Raw genomic sequence first — 16,094 nt, 5'->3', positions numbered from 1 at the left:
CCCAACTGCCGCATCTGAAACGGTGCAGTCCCGAAAATACCGGCGCTCGTACGCTCCGAATCGGGAACCGGTTCAGGATTTGTCGAGATACTCGGCTCGGTCCGATCGCCACGCAGACTTCATCATCGACGCGATTCCGGGGTGACGTTCCAGTTCGGGATCGCCCTCGAAGATGGTGCGCGCGCAGGAGTGCGCGTCGTCGATGACGTCCTCGTCCTCGATCAGCGACAACAGGCGCATGCTGCTGACGGTTCCGGACTGTGCAGCGCCGAGGACATCGCCTTCCTTACGGGTCGCGAGGTCCAGATTGGCCAGCTCGAAGCCGTCGTTGGTCGAGGCCACGGACTGAAGACGCGAGAAGGACTGTCCGTTCGGGCTGAGCTGGCTGATCATGATGCACAGACCCTGATGGCCGCCACGCCCGATTCGGCCGCGGAGCTGATGCAACTGGCTGATACCGAAACGGTCCGCGTCCTCGATGACCATGACCGTCGCGTTGGGTACGTCGACGCCGACCTCGACGACGGTGGTGCACACGAGAACGTCGATCTCGCCTGCATTGAATTCGGACATTGCGGCGTCCTTGTCGTCCGGGTGCATACGCCCGTGCAGAAGACCCACTCGAAGATCGGCCAGGGGCCCCGTGCTCAGCAGCTCGTACACCTGGAGCGCCGACTTGGTCTCCGGGAGGTTCGGACCATCCGTCATCGCGCTCCGCGTCCGTCTCTTCTCCATCTGTTTTTCCTCGTCGTCGCCGATTCGTGAGCACACGACGTACGCCTGCCTGCCCTGGGCGACTTCCTCACCGATACGTTGCCATGCACGGTCGACCCACGCCGGTTTGTCCGCGGACGAGACGACGCTGCTGACGATGGGCGAACGTCCGCGCGGCAGTTCGTCGAGGATCGAGGTCTCCAGGTCGCCGAGCGACGCGAGAGCGATGGTGCGCGGAATCGGCGTGGCGGTCATGACGAGCAGATGCGGACTGATGCCGTCTTTCGCCTTCCCGCGCAGCGCGTCGCGTTGCTCGACGCCGAATCGGTGTTGCTCGTCGACGACGACCATGCCGAGGTCCATGAACGACACCCGGTCCTGGATCAGTGCGTGGGTCCCGATGACGATTCCCGCGTCACCGGTCACGACGTCGAGCAGAGCCTTCCTCTTCGCCGCCGTTCCCATCGACCCGGTCAGCAACGTCACCCGCGTGGCGAGTGCGTCCGCACCCAGTTCGCCTGCGCCCGCAAGGGTGCCGAGCATCGAGGTGATCGAGCGCGCGTGCTGGGACGCGAGAACTTCGGTCGGGGCCAGCAGTGCGCACTGATGGCCTGCGTCGACCACCTGCAGCATCGCCCGCAGCGCGACGATCGTCTTACCCGAGCCGACTTCACCTTGCAGCAGCCGCGACATGGGGTGCCCACCGGACAGGTCGGCCGAGATCTCACCGGCGACCTTGCGTTGCCCCTCGGTGAGTGTGAAGGGCAGCCGACGCTCGAACTCGGCCGCGATCCCGTCGTCGCGTGCGGCGCATACCGGGGCTGTCCGCGTCGACACGTCGCGCCGCCTGGCGGCGAGTACCAACTGCACCGCCAGTGCCTCGTCGAACTTGAGGCGATCCCTGGCGTGCTGCTTCTCTTCGACCGAATCAGGAAAGTGAATCCAGTGGAGCGCGGTGTCCAGCGAGACCAGACCTCGCTCGGCCAGCACGACGTCGGGAACCGGGTCCTCCACCGGCGCAAGTCTGTCGAGGATCCACCGGATGCCCCGCATGAACGTCCAGCTCTCGACGTCCTTGGATGCGGCGTACAGCGGTACGAAACTGCGCTCGAAGATCGTCATGTCGACGCTGCCGGAGTCGTCGACGGCGCCCCGCGCCACGCCGGCCAGTGCGCCGCCGCCGACGATGCGACCCGAGGGAACGACGGCTCCGTCCTCGTCGTCACCGCCGAGGATCACGTAGCCGGGATGGGTGAGATTCCACTTGCGGCCGAAATACTTGACCTTGCCCGAGAACATGCCTTTCCTACCGGGCACCAGCACGTGCTTGAGCTTGTGCGGGCTGAAGAACGTCGCGTCGATGACCTGCCCTTCGGCGGCGAGGGACACCGCCAGGAACTGCCCTTTTCTTGCTTTCATGTTCTTCAGAACCGCGGAGGTGATGGTCGCGACGATGGTGATGTGCTCACCCTCGGGCGGCTCCTTCTCGGTGAGCTCGGCGCCCTGGGTCATGTATCGGATGGGGTAGTACCGCAGCAGATCTTCGACGGTGTGCAGGTCGAAGTGCTGGGCGAACGGTTCGGCGATCTTCTTGCCGAGTACCGCATCGAGGCGATCTGCCATGTTCACCATCGTCGTTGCCTACCCGACCCTCTCTCGTTCACTCCACGCCCAACTGGACCACGTCGCCGGGTTGCCCTCCCGTATAGAGGATCACCTCGACCCCGGGATGATGCTCCGCGACATGGTGAGCGAGCGCATCCACGACGTCAGGTTCCCTCTCACCGTCACCGTCGCCGGTGCCGGGCGCACCGCGCAGCATCGTCACCATCTCACCTCCCACCGACAGAAGTTGATCGAGCAATATTTTTCCCGCGGTGATCACATCGGCGCCGATCACGACGACGTCGTGCCCGACCAGACCGAGGCCGTCACCGGGCTCACACGTACCCACCCAGGTCAGAGATCGCTCGTCCGCAATTCTGAGCGATGCCCACCGAGTGCCCGCTGCGGCCTCGGACATCGCGTAGGCGTCGTCGACGGCCGCGCGGGCTGGGTTGTGCACGGCAAGCGCGGCCAACCCCTGCACCATCGACGACGACGGCAGCATCAGGACGTCCTTCCCGGCCGTGCGCGACGCGATGGACACCGACACCAGTTCCTGGGCGGACAGCGCGCCGTTCGGCAGAACCAGAACCTCGGTGTGCGGTGCCCCGACGATCGCGGCGCACAGTTCGGCCGGGCCGACCTCGGCGGTGTCGCAGCGCAACACCGAGGCTCCTTCGACGCTGTACAACTCTTCCGCTCCGTCGCCTGCAACGACGGCGAGGATGTCGCGTCCACGGACAACTCCCGTGTGCTCGCCGTCGGTTCCGTGGCTGCCGTCGTGGGAACCCCCTGCGTCGAGTACCTCGATTCGAACATTGTGCAGCTGCCCGAACCGCAGACCTACCTCGACCGCGAGGCCTGCATTCGCCGTGTGCACGTGGGCGGTCCACGATCCCGCACCGTCGCCCGCGACCACGACGGAATCGCCGAGTTCACCGAGGGCGGCACGCAACCTCGGCACCTCGTGATCGTCGATACCGAGGACGGAATAGAGCACCTCGAAACCAGGGGAAGGCCGTGCGAGGCGATGTACGGGCTCGACCGTGGTGTCGGGAGCCGGTCGCACGGTTCCGAGTTCGGTTCGGTGGTATCGCCGACGCGTCACCTCGGTGCCGGTCACGATCGACGCGAGCGCGTCGAGCATCACGACGAGACCGAGTGCACCCGCGTCGACGACTCCGGCGACGTCCAGGGCAGGTAGTTGGGTGCGGGTGGCGTCCAGAGCCGACGCCGCTGCCTCCGACGCGCTCGACGCGACCGCCTCCAAGTCGCCGGGCGGGCGGGACTGCGCTGCCGTCGACGCAGCAGCGAGGACGGTCACGATGGTGCCTTCCATCGGAACGCTCACCGCTTCGAGAACCAGGTCCGCCGCACGGGCCAACGCAGCCTGCACTCCTGCGCCGTCGAGGGCACCCGCGGCGCACTGCTCGGCGACCGCCCTCAGCACCTGGGACACGATGACACCGGAGTTTCCGCGCGCCCCGGACACGGCTCCGCGGGCGAGAGCCGCGGCCGCCTCCGACAGCGTGGCGTCGGCTCCGACGGTGCGCATGCACTCGACGGCCGAGCGGACGGTGAAGACCAGGTTGGTTCCGGTGTCCGAATCGGGGATCGGGAAGACGTTGAGTTCGTTCATCTCGTCACATCGGTCGCTCAATCCGTCGACGCACCGATAGGCCCACTGCTTGATCAGGTCGACGGTGAGCTCGGTGTGCGGTCGACGAATCCGGCCGCCGGACTGCTCACCCATCTGCGCCGCTCCCCCGATCTCGCCTGCTTCGTCCCGAGCAACAGTAGACTCGAAGCACCCGCGAGTGCCGGTCAGGCACCGACGGTGGGCTGGCGGTTTGGACAATCTGCACCGCGCCGCTATTCTTGCAGGGTTGCCCGATGAGGAGCGGCGTGCTCCTGCACGTCGAGGTTCGTCGGGCGTACGCCCCACTGTTAACGATCAATCATCTATCAAGGAGTTCGCGACTATGGCTGCCGTCTGCGACGTATGCGCCAAAGGGCCCGGCTTCGGTAAGTCGGTCTCGCACTCGCACCGACGGACCAACCGTCGTTGGAACCCGAACATCCAGACCGTTCACGCCCAGGTTGCCCCCGGTAACTCGAAGCGTATGAACGTCTGCACCTCCTGCCTGAAGGCCGGCAAAGTGGTTCGCGGCTGATTTCAGCCCCCGAGCAACGACGAAAGCCCCCGCCACCGACATCGGTGGTGGGGGCTTTCTCGTGCGCTGCGAACGTGCGCGTTACAGTGCGAAGCGTGATCGAAACCGAAAGTACCGGCTACGTGGAACTACTCGACGGTGTACTGCACATCACCGTGGCGACGGACGCTGCAGGCACCTCCCTGGACGGCAACGCCATGGTTGCCGGTGCGGACGCACTGCATGCTCTCAACTCCGGTGAGCTTGCTGCGGGGAGCGTCCTTCTCGTCGGCTCCGGGAAGAATTTCTGCGCGGGTGGGAACGTCCGTGCATTCGCTTCCGCACCCGAGCGAGGCGCGTACGTGCGCACCGTCGCCGACGCGTTCCACCGTTTCGTGCTCGAACTCGCCGCCGCCACCGTGCCGGTGGTGGCCGGAGTGCAAGGCTGGGCGGCAGGCGCAGGCATGAGCCTGGTGTGCCACGCCGACGTGGCCATCGGGGGCCGCGCCACCAAACTCCGTCCCGCCTACCCCGGCATCGGGTTCACTCCCGACGGCGGATTGACCTGGACGCTTCCTCGCATCGTCGGCCCGGCACGAGCACGCGACATTCTGCTGAACGATGCGATCCTCAACGGCGAGGAGGCAGTTCGCCTCGGCATCCTCAGCCGGCTCGTGGGTGACGACATCATCGGAAGCGAAGCCGAGCGTCTTGCACGAACCCTCGCGGCCGGGCCTACCCAGGCGTTCCGCGGAACCAAAGCATTGCTCCAGAACTCCGAAACCAACACTCTCGCGGAGCAACTGGAAGCCGAAGCCGCATCGATTTCGGCTGCCGCCGACGGACCGACGGGACGGGAAGGTGTGGACGCGTTCGTAGAGAAGCGCCGCCCCGACTTCAGCTGAGGCAGAACACCGTCACGGCAGCGCCCAGTCGATCGGCTCGTGTCCGGCTGCGACGAGTATCTCGTTCACTCGGCTGAAGGGCTTCGAGCCGAAGAACCCTCGGGAAGCAGACAGCGGAGACGGATGCACCGATTCGACGACGGGCGTCCGGCCCAGCATCGGCTTCAGCGTCGCCGCATCTCGGCCCCACAGGATCGCCACCAGTCCGGCCGAGTCGTCCTTCTCCTCCCGTTCCACCAGCGCTCGAATTGCCTGCTCCGTCACCGGTTCCCAGCCTTTGCGGCGATGCGACGCCGCGGTACCCGGCTCGACCGTCAGCACACGGTTGAGCAACAGCACTCCCTGATCTGCCCAGGGCGACAGATCACCACTGGAGGGAATGGGCAGACCGAGATCCTCCGAGTACTCCTTGAAAATGTTGGCGAGACTACGCGGTACCGGCCGTACATCCGGCGAAACCGAGAAGCTGAGCCCGACCGCATGCCCGGGCGTCGGATACGGATCCTGACCGACGATCAAGACACGGACGCGGTCGAAGGGTCGAGCGAAAGCCCGCAGAACGTTCTCCCCGGACGGCAAGTACGAACGGCCGGCGTCCATTTCGTCTCGGAGCCACTGCCCCATGCGGGCGATGTCGTCGCGCACCGGATCCAGCGCTGCCGCCCATCCCGGGTCGACGAGGTCCTCGAGTGGCCGTGCTGTCATCGACATCTCCTGTTCTCGTGAGTCCCTGCTGTGTCCGTCGACGACGGGGTCAGGCACCGAAGCTCGACCACCCTGCGATACCGGCGAACGGTACCCCGTCGACGGAGATGCGCTGGGCGGCCGAGCCGTCGGACGGTTCCGCACCGACGCGCCCGATCACCGTCCAGCCGTCCGGCACGGTCACGGCGTCGGCGAACGTGGCCGCGAGCGCGTGATCCTCACCGCCGCCGAGCACCCACGCCAGCGCCGACGCCCCCAGTTCTTCTGCGGCGGAACGAAGATCGGCGCCGATGTCGAGCGCGTGCGCATCCAGATCCATGGTGACCGACGATGCCGCGGCGACATGCCCGAGGTCCGCGACGAGTCCGTCGGAGATGTCGGTGAGCGAGGTGGCGCCGGCGAGTGCTGCCATCCGACCCTGCTCGTAGTCGGGAGTGGGCACTCGGTGCGACGACACGAGACCGTCGTGCCCCGATATTCCGGCGCGGATCACATCCAGTCCGGCCGCCGACCGACCGAGATCGCCGACGACGGCGACGACGTCGCCGACTGATGCGCCGGACCGCAGCACAGCCGACCGACCTTCCAGATCGCCGAGCGCCGTGATGGATATCACCACATTGTCCGTTCGAACGAGATCGCCACCGATGATCGATGCACCCGCGCGCTGCGCCTCGGCCCACAAGCCACGGTAGAGGCCGTCCACCACATCGACGTCGGTGTCGGATGGGCATCCCAGAGCAACGAGAAAGCCGGTGCATCGTGCGCCCATCGCTGCGATGTCGGCAGCATTCTGGGCAATGGCTTTACGTCCGACGTCCTCCGGCGAGGACCAGTCGAGCCGAAAGTGCCTGCCCTCGACCAACATGTCCGTCGCCGCGACGACTCGGCCGTCGCTCGCGGTGACGATCGCGGCATCGTCGCCCGGGCCGAGGACGGTGTACGAGGACTGCGCCCACCCGGAGGTGATGCGGTCGATGACGCCGAATTCGCCGACATCGGCAACAGTCGAACCGGGGGCGCGGGGTTCGGTACGGGAGTCGATCGTCTTCCTCTTTTCCGTCTGCGCGGAGCACGGTTCGACACTGCGGTACCTTCTTACCGACCGGTGAGCGTCCAGGACAGGACGACATGCTCCGGCCGGACAGCACGCAATGTGATTCATCCGACCTTACCTTCGGGTGCGGCGGGGACGAAAAGGAAAGGGCCGACCATGGTGCACGCCTTCATCCTGGTACAGACCGAAGTGGGACGTTCGGCTCTTGTGGCGGCTGCGCTTCGCGACGTCCGCGGGGTCGAGTCCGCGGAGGCCGTTCTCGGCCCGTACGACGTCGTGGTTCGTGTCGCAGCCGAGAACGACAGCACGCTCGCAGTCGTCGTCGGCGTGATCCAGAAGACCGACGCGATCACGCGGACACTGACCTGCCAGATCGCGGACACCCCCGCCTGAACACGCGCACCGTCCGGCAGTCACACTCGAAGCGATGACCAGCGAACCGAATTCGACCGAACCCGTCTCCTCGGACGCCGAACCGACCGAGCTACGACGCCACCCTGCCGTGATCGCGACCGCCGTTGCGCTACCGGTCGCTCTGCTGATCGGCGTGATCGTCGTGGCCGTGACCGTGTCCGGGACGTCGACGCGTCCGCCGGAAGCATTGGGGCCGGTCGACGCCCCGTCCGCCGAGAGCGCCGACTGCACCGCGGTGCTCGACGCTCTCCCCGATTCGCTGGGCGAGTACGCCCGCGCCGAGCTGGTCGATCCGGCACCGGTCGGTGCCAGAGCATGGGCACCGGACGACGACGTGTCCGAGCCGATCGTGATGCGGTGCGGACTCCCCCGCCCGCTCGGATTCGACGTGGCGTCGTCGTTGCAGGTGATCAACGGGGTGCAGTGGTTCGAGGTCTCCGGTGCGGACTCCGGTCTGGATGCCAGCACGTGGTACACCGTCGACCGTCCGGTGTACGTGGCACTGACGGTTCCCGGCGGTTCGGGACCGACGCCGCTCCAGGATGCGTCGGACGCGATTTCCTCGGCCTTGCCTCAGACCCCGCTGGACCCGGCGCCGCTCGAGTGAGTGACGCTTCGGATCTCGATCGTCAGCGCAGGCCCGTTCCTCGGGCCTGCGCTGTCTCGATGAGCGTGTCGATCAACGCCGTGTAGTCCAGCCCGGTGGCGCCCCACATCTTGGGGAACATCGATATCGACGTGAATCCGGGCATGGTGTTGATCTCGTTGATGACCGGCCCGTCGTCGGTGACGAAGAGGTCTACGCGCGCGAGCCCTTGGCAATCGAGCGCGCGGAACGAGTCCACGGCGATCCGGCGGATCTCGTTGCTCGTCTCCTCGGAAAGCACTGCGGGGACGTCGAATTCGCACACATCGTCGAGGTACTTGCTGTCGAAGTCGTAGAACGAATGATCGTCGGCCGGTGCGTCCGGCAACCGGATCTCGGCGACCACACTCGCGCGCACGGTGCCGTCGGGAAATTCGAGAACTCCGCATTCGACCTCGCGGCCGGTGATGGCGCCTTCCACGATCACCTTCGGGTCGTGGGAGCGGGCGTGGGCGATCGCGTCGGAAAGTTGATCCCAGGAAGTGATTCGCGTGATGCCGATCGAGGAGCCGCCGCGGGCGGGCTTCACGAACGCAGGCAGCCCGATGTAGTCACGCTGATCGGGAGTGGCGGTGTCGTCGCCTCGCCGGAGCACGATCTGCCGTCCGACGGGCAGTCCGTCGGCCGCCAGTAGTTTCTTGGTGAATTCCTTGTCCATCCCTGCTGCGCTCGCGAGCACACCGGGGCCGACGTACGGAACTCCGGCGAGTTCGAGAAGGCCCTGGATGGTGCCGTCCTCGCCGTAGGCGCCGTGGAGAAGTGGGAACACCACGTCCACCGACGACAGCACGGCTCCGGCGTCGTCGGCGTCGAGGGAGAGCAGGTCGCCTGCGCGCGAAGGATCCGTGGACAGAGCGAGCGCGCGCGAATTCCGATCCACGCTCGGGAGCACCCGGCCGTGAATGGCCAGTTCTTCGAGGTCGGACGGACCGAGAACCCAGGACCCCTCCGACGTGATTCCGACGGGCACCACGTCGTAGCGCTCCCGATCGATGTGCCGGAGGACACTTCCTGCGGAGACGCAGGACACCGCGTGCTCGTTGCTTCGTCCGCCGAACACCACGGCGACTCTGGTACGCGTTTGACTCACGGTCATCCACCGTACCGTCCGCGCATTTCAGTGCGCCGACCCTCACGTGCTTTACGCGCTATTCGGGCTTGATCCGACGTCCGAGCAGATGACCGACGGCGTCGGGAACGGACAGTCCCGCATGGCACACACGGTGAACGGCGTCGGTCAGCGGCATCTCGACGTCGTAACTCTCGGCGAGCGCGCGCACCGATGTACACGATTTGACGCCCTCGGCCACCTGACCGTGTGCAGCCTCCTGAGCGCTCTCCATCGACCCGCCCGCGCCGAGCCGCTCACCGAAGGTGCGGTTCCGCGACAGAGTCGACGAGCACGTCGCGACGAGGTCGCCGACCCCCGCGAGCCCGGCGAGTGTCGCGGGTTTCGCGCCCAGCGCGGTTCCGAGCCTGATGATCTCCGCGAGGCCCCTCGTCATGATCGACGCCAGCGTGTTCTCGCCGTACCCGACTCCGCTGGCCATGCCACAGGCAAGTGCGATGACGTTCTTGCACGCGCCGCCGATTTCGCATCCGATGACGTCGGTGTTGGTGTAGGGACGGAAATAGCCGGTGGCACATGCCTTCTGAACTTCGAGGGCACGGCGCGAGTCCGAGCATGCGATGACGGTCGCAGCAGGTTGACCCTCCGCGATGGGGCGTGCGAGGTTCGGCCCGGACAGCGACGCGATGCGACTGGGATCCGCTCCCGTGACTTGCGCGATGACCTGACTCATTCGAAGAAGGGTGCCCGTCTCGATTCCCTTGGCCAGAGAGAGCAACGTCGACTGGGCGGGTATTGCGTCCGTCCAGTCCTGGAGGTTGGCACGCAACGACTGCGATGGCACGGCGAGAACCACGATGTCGGCACCGTCGAGCGCCCGCCCGGGATCACTGGTTGCAGTGATGTTCTCGGGGAGCGTGATGCCGGGGAGATAGTCGGAGTTGACGTGTTCGGACGCGATCGCGTCTGCGAGTTCGGGGCGTCTGGCCCACATCGTCACGTCGGTTCCAGCGTCGGCCAGCACCTTCGCGTACGCAGTCCCCCAGGACCCTGAACCGAGTACCGCTGCTCTCGTCATCGCTGGCCACCTTCTTGATCCGTATCGGAACGTCTCGATCACACTCGTGCGGCCCGCGCGCGCCGCCGCCTCACACTAACGTCCGGTGATTGCCCGCGTAGTTCGATCGCGCCGGAGAGGTCGAACGGCCTCGTTGCGGGTGACGCTGGCAGGATCGAGGCCATGAGTAGTGCGCACGTGGTGATTGCAGTCAAGGATCTGGCCGCAGCCAAGACCCGCTTGGCCGATGCTTTCGCCGACGACGACCGCGCCCGTCTGGTCGTTGCGATGTTCCGAGACACCGTCGTCGCAGCCAGGGCAGTCGATCAGGTCGCTGCCGTCACCGTGGTCACTCCCGATCCGTCGATCGCCGGTGCCGCTCGGAGCCTCGGCGCCCGTGTCGTCGGTGAACCCTGCGACCAGGACCCGCTCGATTCGGTGGCACGACTCAACTCCGCGTTCGAGGCAGCCGCTTCGCTGGTACGACAGGAGGGGAAGGACGACATCATCGCCCTGCAGGCCGATCTGCCTGCCTTGCGCACGTCCGAGCTCGCCGAGGCATACCGTCTGTCCTCGGGTCATTCCCGGTCCGTGGTCAGCGACCACCACGGCACCGGAACCGCCGCGCTGATCGTCGACGGTGCCGCGGCAGATTTCAGTCCGCTGTTCGGTCCGGCGTCCGCGAAGAGACATCTGGAATCGGGTGCGTTCGATCTGACCGGGGTGTGGCCGGGGCTTCGACTCGACGTCGACACGATCGACGACGTCCGTGCCGCGCACCGGCTCGGTGTCGGTCCTGCGACCGGTGAGGTACTGCGTTCGCTCGGGTGGAACTAGATTCGTCGGCCGCTCGTTCCTTCCACGAGATTCGCCGATCCGAGTTTCACCCGACACCGCAATAGGGGATGATCGAGCTGTGAGCAAAAGCGAAACCGAGACCGACGCAGCCTCCCCCTCAGGGCAACCATCCGGTGCCGAGGAGCGCCCGGTCGTTCCGCCGCCGGCGACCTCGCCGGCGGGCAGCCCGGCGGCGTTGCCCGCGGCTACCGAGCCGCATGCCCCGAACGCGAAGGATTCGCTTCCCGAAAACCGTTATCTCAACCGCGAATTGAGTTGGCTTGACTTCAATTCGCGTGTTCTCGCTCTCGCCGAGGATTCTTCCCTTCCGTTGCTGGAGCGCGCGAAGTTCTTGGCGATCTTCGCGTCGAACCTCGACGAGTTCTACATGGTTCGTGTTGCGGGGCTCAAGCGTCGCGACGAGACGGGCTTGTCCGTCCGTTCCGCCGACGGCCTCACTCCTCGCGAGCAACTGGCGCTCATCGGTGAACGCACTCAGGAACTGGCGCGCCGGCACGCGCGTGTCCTTCTCGATTCGATCCTGCCGGAACTCACATCGGTAGGGATCGAGATCATCCGCTGGTCCGACCTCGACGCGAACGAGCGCGAACGCCTGTCCACGTACTTCCACGAGCAGGTCTTCCCTGTCCTCACACCGCTGGCCGTCGACCCTGCGCACCCGTTCCCCTACATCAGCGGCCTGAGTCTCAATCTGGCTGTCACGGTGAAGGATTACGCAACGTCGGGTGAACACTTCGCGCGCGTCAAGGTCCCCGACAACGTGGACCGCTTCGTACGCGTTCGACGCGGCGACGGCGGCCAGAGCGTGGACGCCTTCCTGTCCATGGAAGAGGTCATCTCCGCTCACCTCGACGTTCTCTTCCCTGGCATGGACGTGGTGGAGAGTCACGCGTTCCGCATCACGCGCAACGCGGATTTCGAGGTCGAAGAAGATCGCGACGAGGATCTGCTCCAAGCACTGGAACGCGAGTTGGCTCGTCGTCGGTTCGGCTCGCCGGTGCGCCTCGAGATCGCCGACGACATGACCGAGCACATGCTCGAACTCCTGCTGCGCGAACTCGACGTCGACCCCGGCGACGTGATTCAGGTGCCGGGCCTGCTCGACCTGTCCTGCCTGTGGCAGGTGTACGGCGTGGATCGGCCCAATTTGAAGGACGCACCGTTCGTTCCGGCGACGCACCCCGCGTTCGGCGAGCGCGAGACTCCGAAGAGCGTGTTCTCCACGCTGCGCGACGGCGACGTGCTGGTGCATCACCCGTACGATTCGTTCTCCACCAGTGTTCAGCGCTTCATCGAGCAGGCCGCGGCCGACCCTCAGGTCCTGGCGATCAAGCAGACTCTGTATCGCACGTCCGGTGATTCGCCGATCGTCAACGCTCTGGTCGACGCCGCGGGTGCGGGCAAGCAGGTCGTCGCGCTGGTGGAGATCAAGGCCCGATTCGACGAGCAGGCGAACATCGAATGGGCGCGCAAGCTCGAAAAGGCGGGTGTCCACGTCGTCTACGGTCTCGTGGGCCTGAAGACACACTGCAAGACGTGCCTCGTGGTGCGGCGCGAAGGCTCGGTCATTCGTCGCTACTGCCACATCGGAACCGGAAACTACAATCCGAAGACTGCCCGGATCTACGAGGACGTCGGCTTGTTGACCTCCTCTCCGGAGATCGGCGCCGACCTGACGGATCTGTTCAATTCGTTGACGGGCTACTCGCGGAAGACCAGTTACCGCAACCTTCTCGTCGCACCGTACGGGGTTCGCCGTGGAATCATCGAGCGAATCGAAGCGGAGGTGGAGCACCACCGCAACGGACGTGACTCCGGAATCAGGCTGAAGGCCAACGCCTTGGTCGACGAGCAGGTGATCGACGCGTTGTATCGAGCGTCGGCGGCCGGTGTCCCCGTGCACGTCGTCGTCCGAGGGATCTGTGCGCTCAAGCCGGGAGTACCGGGGCTCAGCGAGAACATCGAGGTCCGTTCCATTCTCGGTCGATTCCTCGAACACTCGCGTGTCCTGCATTTCCGGGGTTCCGACGAGTTCTGGATCGGCAGTGCGGACATGATGCACCGCAATCTCGATCGACGGGTGGAAGTGATGGCTCAGGTCAAGGATCCACGCCTCACCGGTCAGCTGAACGAGATCTTCGAATCGGCTCTCGACCCGACGACACGATGCTGGATCCTCCGCCCCGACGGCGGATGGGCAGCGTCACCGGCACAGGGCGAGACCGTCCGCGAGCACCAGGTGGAATCCATGCGACGCCGGCGGAATCAAGGCTCCTGATGTCGGGTTCCGACAACTCGTTGCGCGCCAACATCTTCGCTGCGGGTGCGGTTCTGTGGCGTCACACACCCAACCGCGCCGGCGAGATCTCCGTCGCACTGGTCCACCGTCCCAAGTACGACGACTGGTCGTTCCCCAAGGGCAAGCTCGACCCGGGTGAGACGACGGTCGGTGCAGCGGTGCGAGAAGTGTCGGAGGAGACCGGATTCGACGTACGCCTCGGTCGCTACCTCTCGAAGGTCACCTACCCCATTCCCGGTCACCGCAAGTTGAAGAAGGTGGACTACTGGGCGGCCGAAGCCATCGGAGGCGAGTTCGAACCGAACTCCGAGGTCGACGAACTTCGCTGGGTCACCCCGTCCGAGGCGGCGGACCAGTTGTCGTACCCGATGGATCACAAGATCCTTCGTCGTTTCCTCAAGCAGCCGGCGGACACCGACACCGTGCTGCTGGTTCGTCATGCCAAAGCCGGTCGACGATCACGATATCGAGGAGACGATGCACTTCGCCCGCTCGATGCCGTCGGCGAGACACAGGCAGCAGCGCTCGTGCCGTTGTTGTCCGCGTTCGGGGCCGACAAGTTCCATGCCGCGAATCGTCGACGGTGTGTATCGACGATTCAACCCTCGGCGGACGAGAAGGGAGAGCAGATAACGCTGGAGCCGCTGCTGTCCGAGGAGGGCTACTGGGCCGAGCTACACGAAGCTCGCCGCCGCGCGGTCGCCATCTCCGCTCTCGGTGGCGTCCGTACCATCTGCAGCCAAGGAAAAGTCATCCCGGATCTGCTGCAGTGGTGGGCGGACAGGGACGGTGTCGCACTACCGCCCAACCGTAATCGCAAGGGCAGTGTGTGGGTTCTGTCGTTCCACGACGGCACCATGATCGCCGCGGATCACCTCGCGAGTCCGCTCCCGGTCATTCCTGCGGACGGCTGATGTTCGCCGACAGTTGATGTTCGCGGACGGCTGATGTTTCGCCGACGGCTGATGTTTCGCGGACGGCTGATGTTTCACGGACGGTCGACAGTGCACGACGAGGGCCCCGGACGTGTCGTACGTCCGGGGCCCTCACCGATCTGCAAGATTTCTGCTGTGCAAGATTTCTGCTGCGCGAGATTACTTGCGTGCGGTGCGCTTTGCCGGAGCCTTCTTGGCCGCGGTCTTCTTTGCTGCAGTCTTCGCCGGAGCCTTCTTGGCTGCTGCAGCGGTGGTCTTCTTCGCTGCAGTCTTGGCCGGAGCCTTCTTAGCTGCTGCCGCGGTGGTGGTCTTCTTCGCAGCGGTCTTGGCCGGAGCCTTCTTGGCCGCAGCAGTGGTCTTGCGAGCAGTCGTCTTGGCCGGAGCTGCCTTCTTGGCGGGAGCGGCTGCCTTCCGAGCAGTCGTCTTGGCCGGAGCTGCCTTCTTGGCGGCGGCGGTCGTCTTGCGAGCAGTGGTCTTGACGGCTGCCTTCTTGGCCGCGGTCTTCTTTGCTGCCGCAGTCTTCTTGGCGGGCGCGGACGCCGAGCCACGCTTGACGGCGGGTCCGGTGGCGGGGAGCTTCTGTCCACCGGCGATGACTGCCTTGAACTGAGCACCCGGGCGGAATGCCGGGACGTTGGTCGGCTTGACACGGACAGTCTCGCCGGTGCGCGGGTTACGGGCCACGCGCGCTGCGCGACGACGCTGCTCGAACACACCGAATCCGGTGATGGTCACGCTCTCGCCACGGTGAACCGCGCGCACGATGGTGTCGACGATGTTCTCGACAGCCTCTGTGGCGCTCCTCCTGTCAGACCCCAACTTCTCGGTCAGGGCGTCAATCAGCTCTGCCTTGTTCATGGATTTCCTCCGCAATATTGTGGCCCATCGTCGGACCGACTACTACAACGGTAAACCCCAAGGCGTCAAGAGTCTATGAGCCACGCCAATTCTCATCCGGCGTGGCGGAATGATTCACGGGCTCAATGCGTGTCGAAGGCCGTTTTCGCTACCCTTCGGACGGCTCCTCGATGCGCGCCGGGAGGGTTGTCGGTTTCCATGAAGGCCTTGCCTTTTCATACTCGGCAATGGCCTCTACCTGGCGTAACGTCAATCCGATGTCGTCAAGACCTTCGAGCAGACGCCATCTCGTGTAGTCGTCAATGGCGAAGCGCACCACCAAGGTTCCAGCGGTCACCGTCTTCGATTCCAGGTCGACGAGAATTTCCAATCCCGGCTGCTCTTCGAGCACTTTCCAGATCAATTCGACGTCACTTTGGTCGACTTCGGCGGCGAGCAGACCGGCCTTGCCTGCGTTGCCGCGGAAGATATCGGCGAACCGAGACGCGATCACGACCCGAAATCCGAAGTCCGATAGCGCCCACACCGCGTGCTCGCGGGAGGACCCAGTTCCGAAGTCGGGGCCGGCAACCAGAACCGAGCCCTTGTCGTACGGGGAAACGTTGAGCACGAACTCCGGATCATTGCGCCATGCCGAGAACAGACCGTCCTCGAACCCGGTGCGAGTCACACGTTTCAGATACACGGCAGGAATGATCTGATCCGTGTCCACGTTCGAGCGACGCAGTGGGACGCCGATTCCTTTATGGCGGGTAAAGGGTTCCATCGAAAAATCTCCTAAGAAGTACAGGTTTCGGAAAGACTTGATCGGGCGACGCC

Annotated in this window: 15 protein-coding genes; 7 read left to right on the top strand and 8 right to left on the bottom strand. The window is 65.3% G+C overall.

Annotated features, from left to right (window positions below; genetic code table 11):
• Positions 1-72: 72 nt before the first annotated feature.
• Positions 73-2,346, bottom strand: a complete 2,274-nt coding sequence (gene recG, locus ACFULT_RS13760; protein WP_378481712.1) for an ATP-dependent DNA helicase RecG — start codon at positions 2,344-2,346, stop codon at positions 73-75.
• A gap of 28 nt (positions 2,347-2,374) precedes the next feature.
• Positions 2,375-4,072 (bottom strand): DAK2 domain-containing protein, encoded by a 1,698-nt coding sequence (locus tag ACFULT_RS13755; protein WP_378481711.1) that lies wholly within the window; start codon positions 4,070-4,072, stop codon positions 2,375-2,377.
• Between the two features lie 229 nt (positions 4,073-4,301).
• Between ACFULT_RS13755 and rpmB the strand changes: the two genes are divergently transcribed.
• Both rpmB and ACFULT_RS13745 read left to right on the top strand, forming a co-directional pair.
• Positions 4,302-4,493: a 50S ribosomal protein L28 gene (rpmB, locus tag ACFULT_RS13750; protein WP_008717389.1), complete on the top strand. Its 192-nt coding sequence runs from the start codon at positions 4,302-4,304 to the stop codon at positions 4,491-4,493.
• Between the two features lie 95 nt (positions 4,494-4,588).
• Positions 4,589-5,377 (top strand): enoyl-CoA hydratase-related protein, encoded by a 789-nt coding sequence (locus tag ACFULT_RS13745; RefSeq protein ID WP_378481710.1) that lies wholly within the window; start codon positions 4,589-4,591, stop codon positions 5,375-5,377.
• Between the two features lie 12 nt (positions 5,378-5,389).
• Here the strand turns inward: ACFULT_RS13745 and ACFULT_RS13740 are convergent, their stop codons facing one another.
• Positions 5,390-6,082, bottom strand: coding sequence for a uracil-DNA glycosylase (locus tag ACFULT_RS13740; protein ID WP_378481709.1), 693 nt, complete (start codon positions 6,080-6,082; stop codon positions 5,390-5,392).
• Positions 6,083-6,131: 49 nt separating this feature from the next.
• Complete coding sequence (locus ACFULT_RS13735; protein WP_378481708.1) at positions 6,132-7,247, bottom strand: thiamine-phosphate kinase; 1,116 nt, start codon at positions 7,245-7,247, stop codon at positions 6,132-6,134.
• Positions 7,248-7,295: 48 nt separating this feature from the next.
• Between ACFULT_RS13735 and ACFULT_RS13730 the strand changes: the two genes are divergently transcribed.
• Positions 7,296-7,532: an Lrp/AsnC ligand binding domain-containing protein gene (locus ACFULT_RS13730; RefSeq protein WP_378481707.1), complete on the top strand. Its 237-nt coding sequence runs from the start codon at positions 7,296-7,298 to the stop codon at positions 7,530-7,532.
• A gap of 34 nt (positions 7,533-7,566) precedes the next feature.
• The gene (locus tag ACFULT_RS13725) at positions 7,567-8,160 is read left to right on the top strand and encodes a DUF3515 domain-containing protein (RefSeq protein WP_037111380.1); all 594 of its coding nucleotides are present in this window, start codon (positions 7,567-7,569) and stop codon (positions 8,158-8,160) included.
• Between the two features lie 22 nt (positions 8,161-8,182).
• On the opposite strand, the gene ACFULT_RS13720 is transcribed toward ACFULT_RS13725, so the two are convergent.
• Positions 8,183-9,289: a D-alanine--D-alanine ligase family protein gene (locus ACFULT_RS13720; protein ID WP_275041286.1), complete on the bottom strand. Its 1,107-nt coding sequence runs from the start codon at positions 9,287-9,289 to the stop codon at positions 8,183-8,185.
• 58 nt (positions 9,290-9,347) lie between these two features.
• On the bottom strand, positions 9,348-10,346 hold the full coding sequence (locus ACFULT_RS13715) for an NAD(P)H-dependent glycerol-3-phosphate dehydrogenase (protein WP_037111377.1): 999 nt from the start codon (positions 10,344-10,346) through the stop codon (positions 9,348-9,350).
• A 162-nt stretch (positions 10,347-10,508) separates the two neighbouring features.
• Here ACFULT_RS13715 and cofC point away from each other — a divergent pair, with 162 nt between their 5' ends.
• From cofC to ACFULT_RS13700, 3 genes are all read left to right on the top strand, one after another.
• The gene (gene cofC, locus ACFULT_RS13710) at positions 10,509-11,162 is read left to right on the top strand and encodes a 2-phospho-L-lactate guanylyltransferase (protein ID WP_378481706.1); all 654 of its coding nucleotides are present in this window, start codon (positions 10,509-10,511) and stop codon (positions 11,160-11,162) included.
• Between the two features lie 196 nt (positions 11,163-11,358).
• Complete coding sequence (locus ACFULT_RS13705) at positions 11,359-13,461, top strand: RNA degradosome polyphosphate kinase (RefSeq protein WP_241483840.1); 2,103 nt, start codon at positions 11,359-11,361, stop codon at positions 13,459-13,461.
• Positions 13,461-14,396 (top strand): NUDIX domain-containing protein, encoded by a 936-nt coding sequence (locus ACFULT_RS13700; RefSeq protein WP_378481705.1) that lies wholly within the window; start codon positions 13,461-13,463, stop codon positions 14,394-14,396. The genes ACFULT_RS13705 and ACFULT_RS13700 overlap by 1 nt, the downstream gene beginning before the upstream one ends.
• 180 nt (positions 14,397-14,576) lie before the next feature.
• Here ACFULT_RS13700 and ACFULT_RS13695 read toward each other — a convergent pair whose 3' ends face one another.
• Both ACFULT_RS13695 and leuD read right to left on the bottom strand, forming a co-directional pair.
• The gene (locus tag ACFULT_RS13695) at positions 14,577-15,275 is read right to left on the bottom strand and encodes an HU family DNA-binding protein (protein WP_019664298.1); all 699 of its coding nucleotides are present in this window, start codon (positions 15,273-15,275) and stop codon (positions 14,577-14,579) included.
• A 148-nt stretch (positions 15,276-15,423) separates the two neighbouring features.
• A complete protein-coding gene (leuD, locus tag ACFULT_RS13690; RefSeq protein WP_037111373.1) occupies positions 15,424-16,041 on the bottom strand; it encodes a 3-isopropylmalate dehydratase small subunit in 618 nt (205 codons plus the stop codon).
• Between the last annotated feature and the right edge of the window lie 53 nt (positions 16,042-16,094).

Source organism: Rhodococcus sp. NPDC057297 (assembly GCF_042667435.1).
GTDB lineage: Bacteria > Actinomycetota > Actinomycetes > Mycobacteriales > Mycobacteriaceae > Rhodococcoides.
This window is presented reverse-complemented; position numbering and strand designations above follow the sequence as displayed.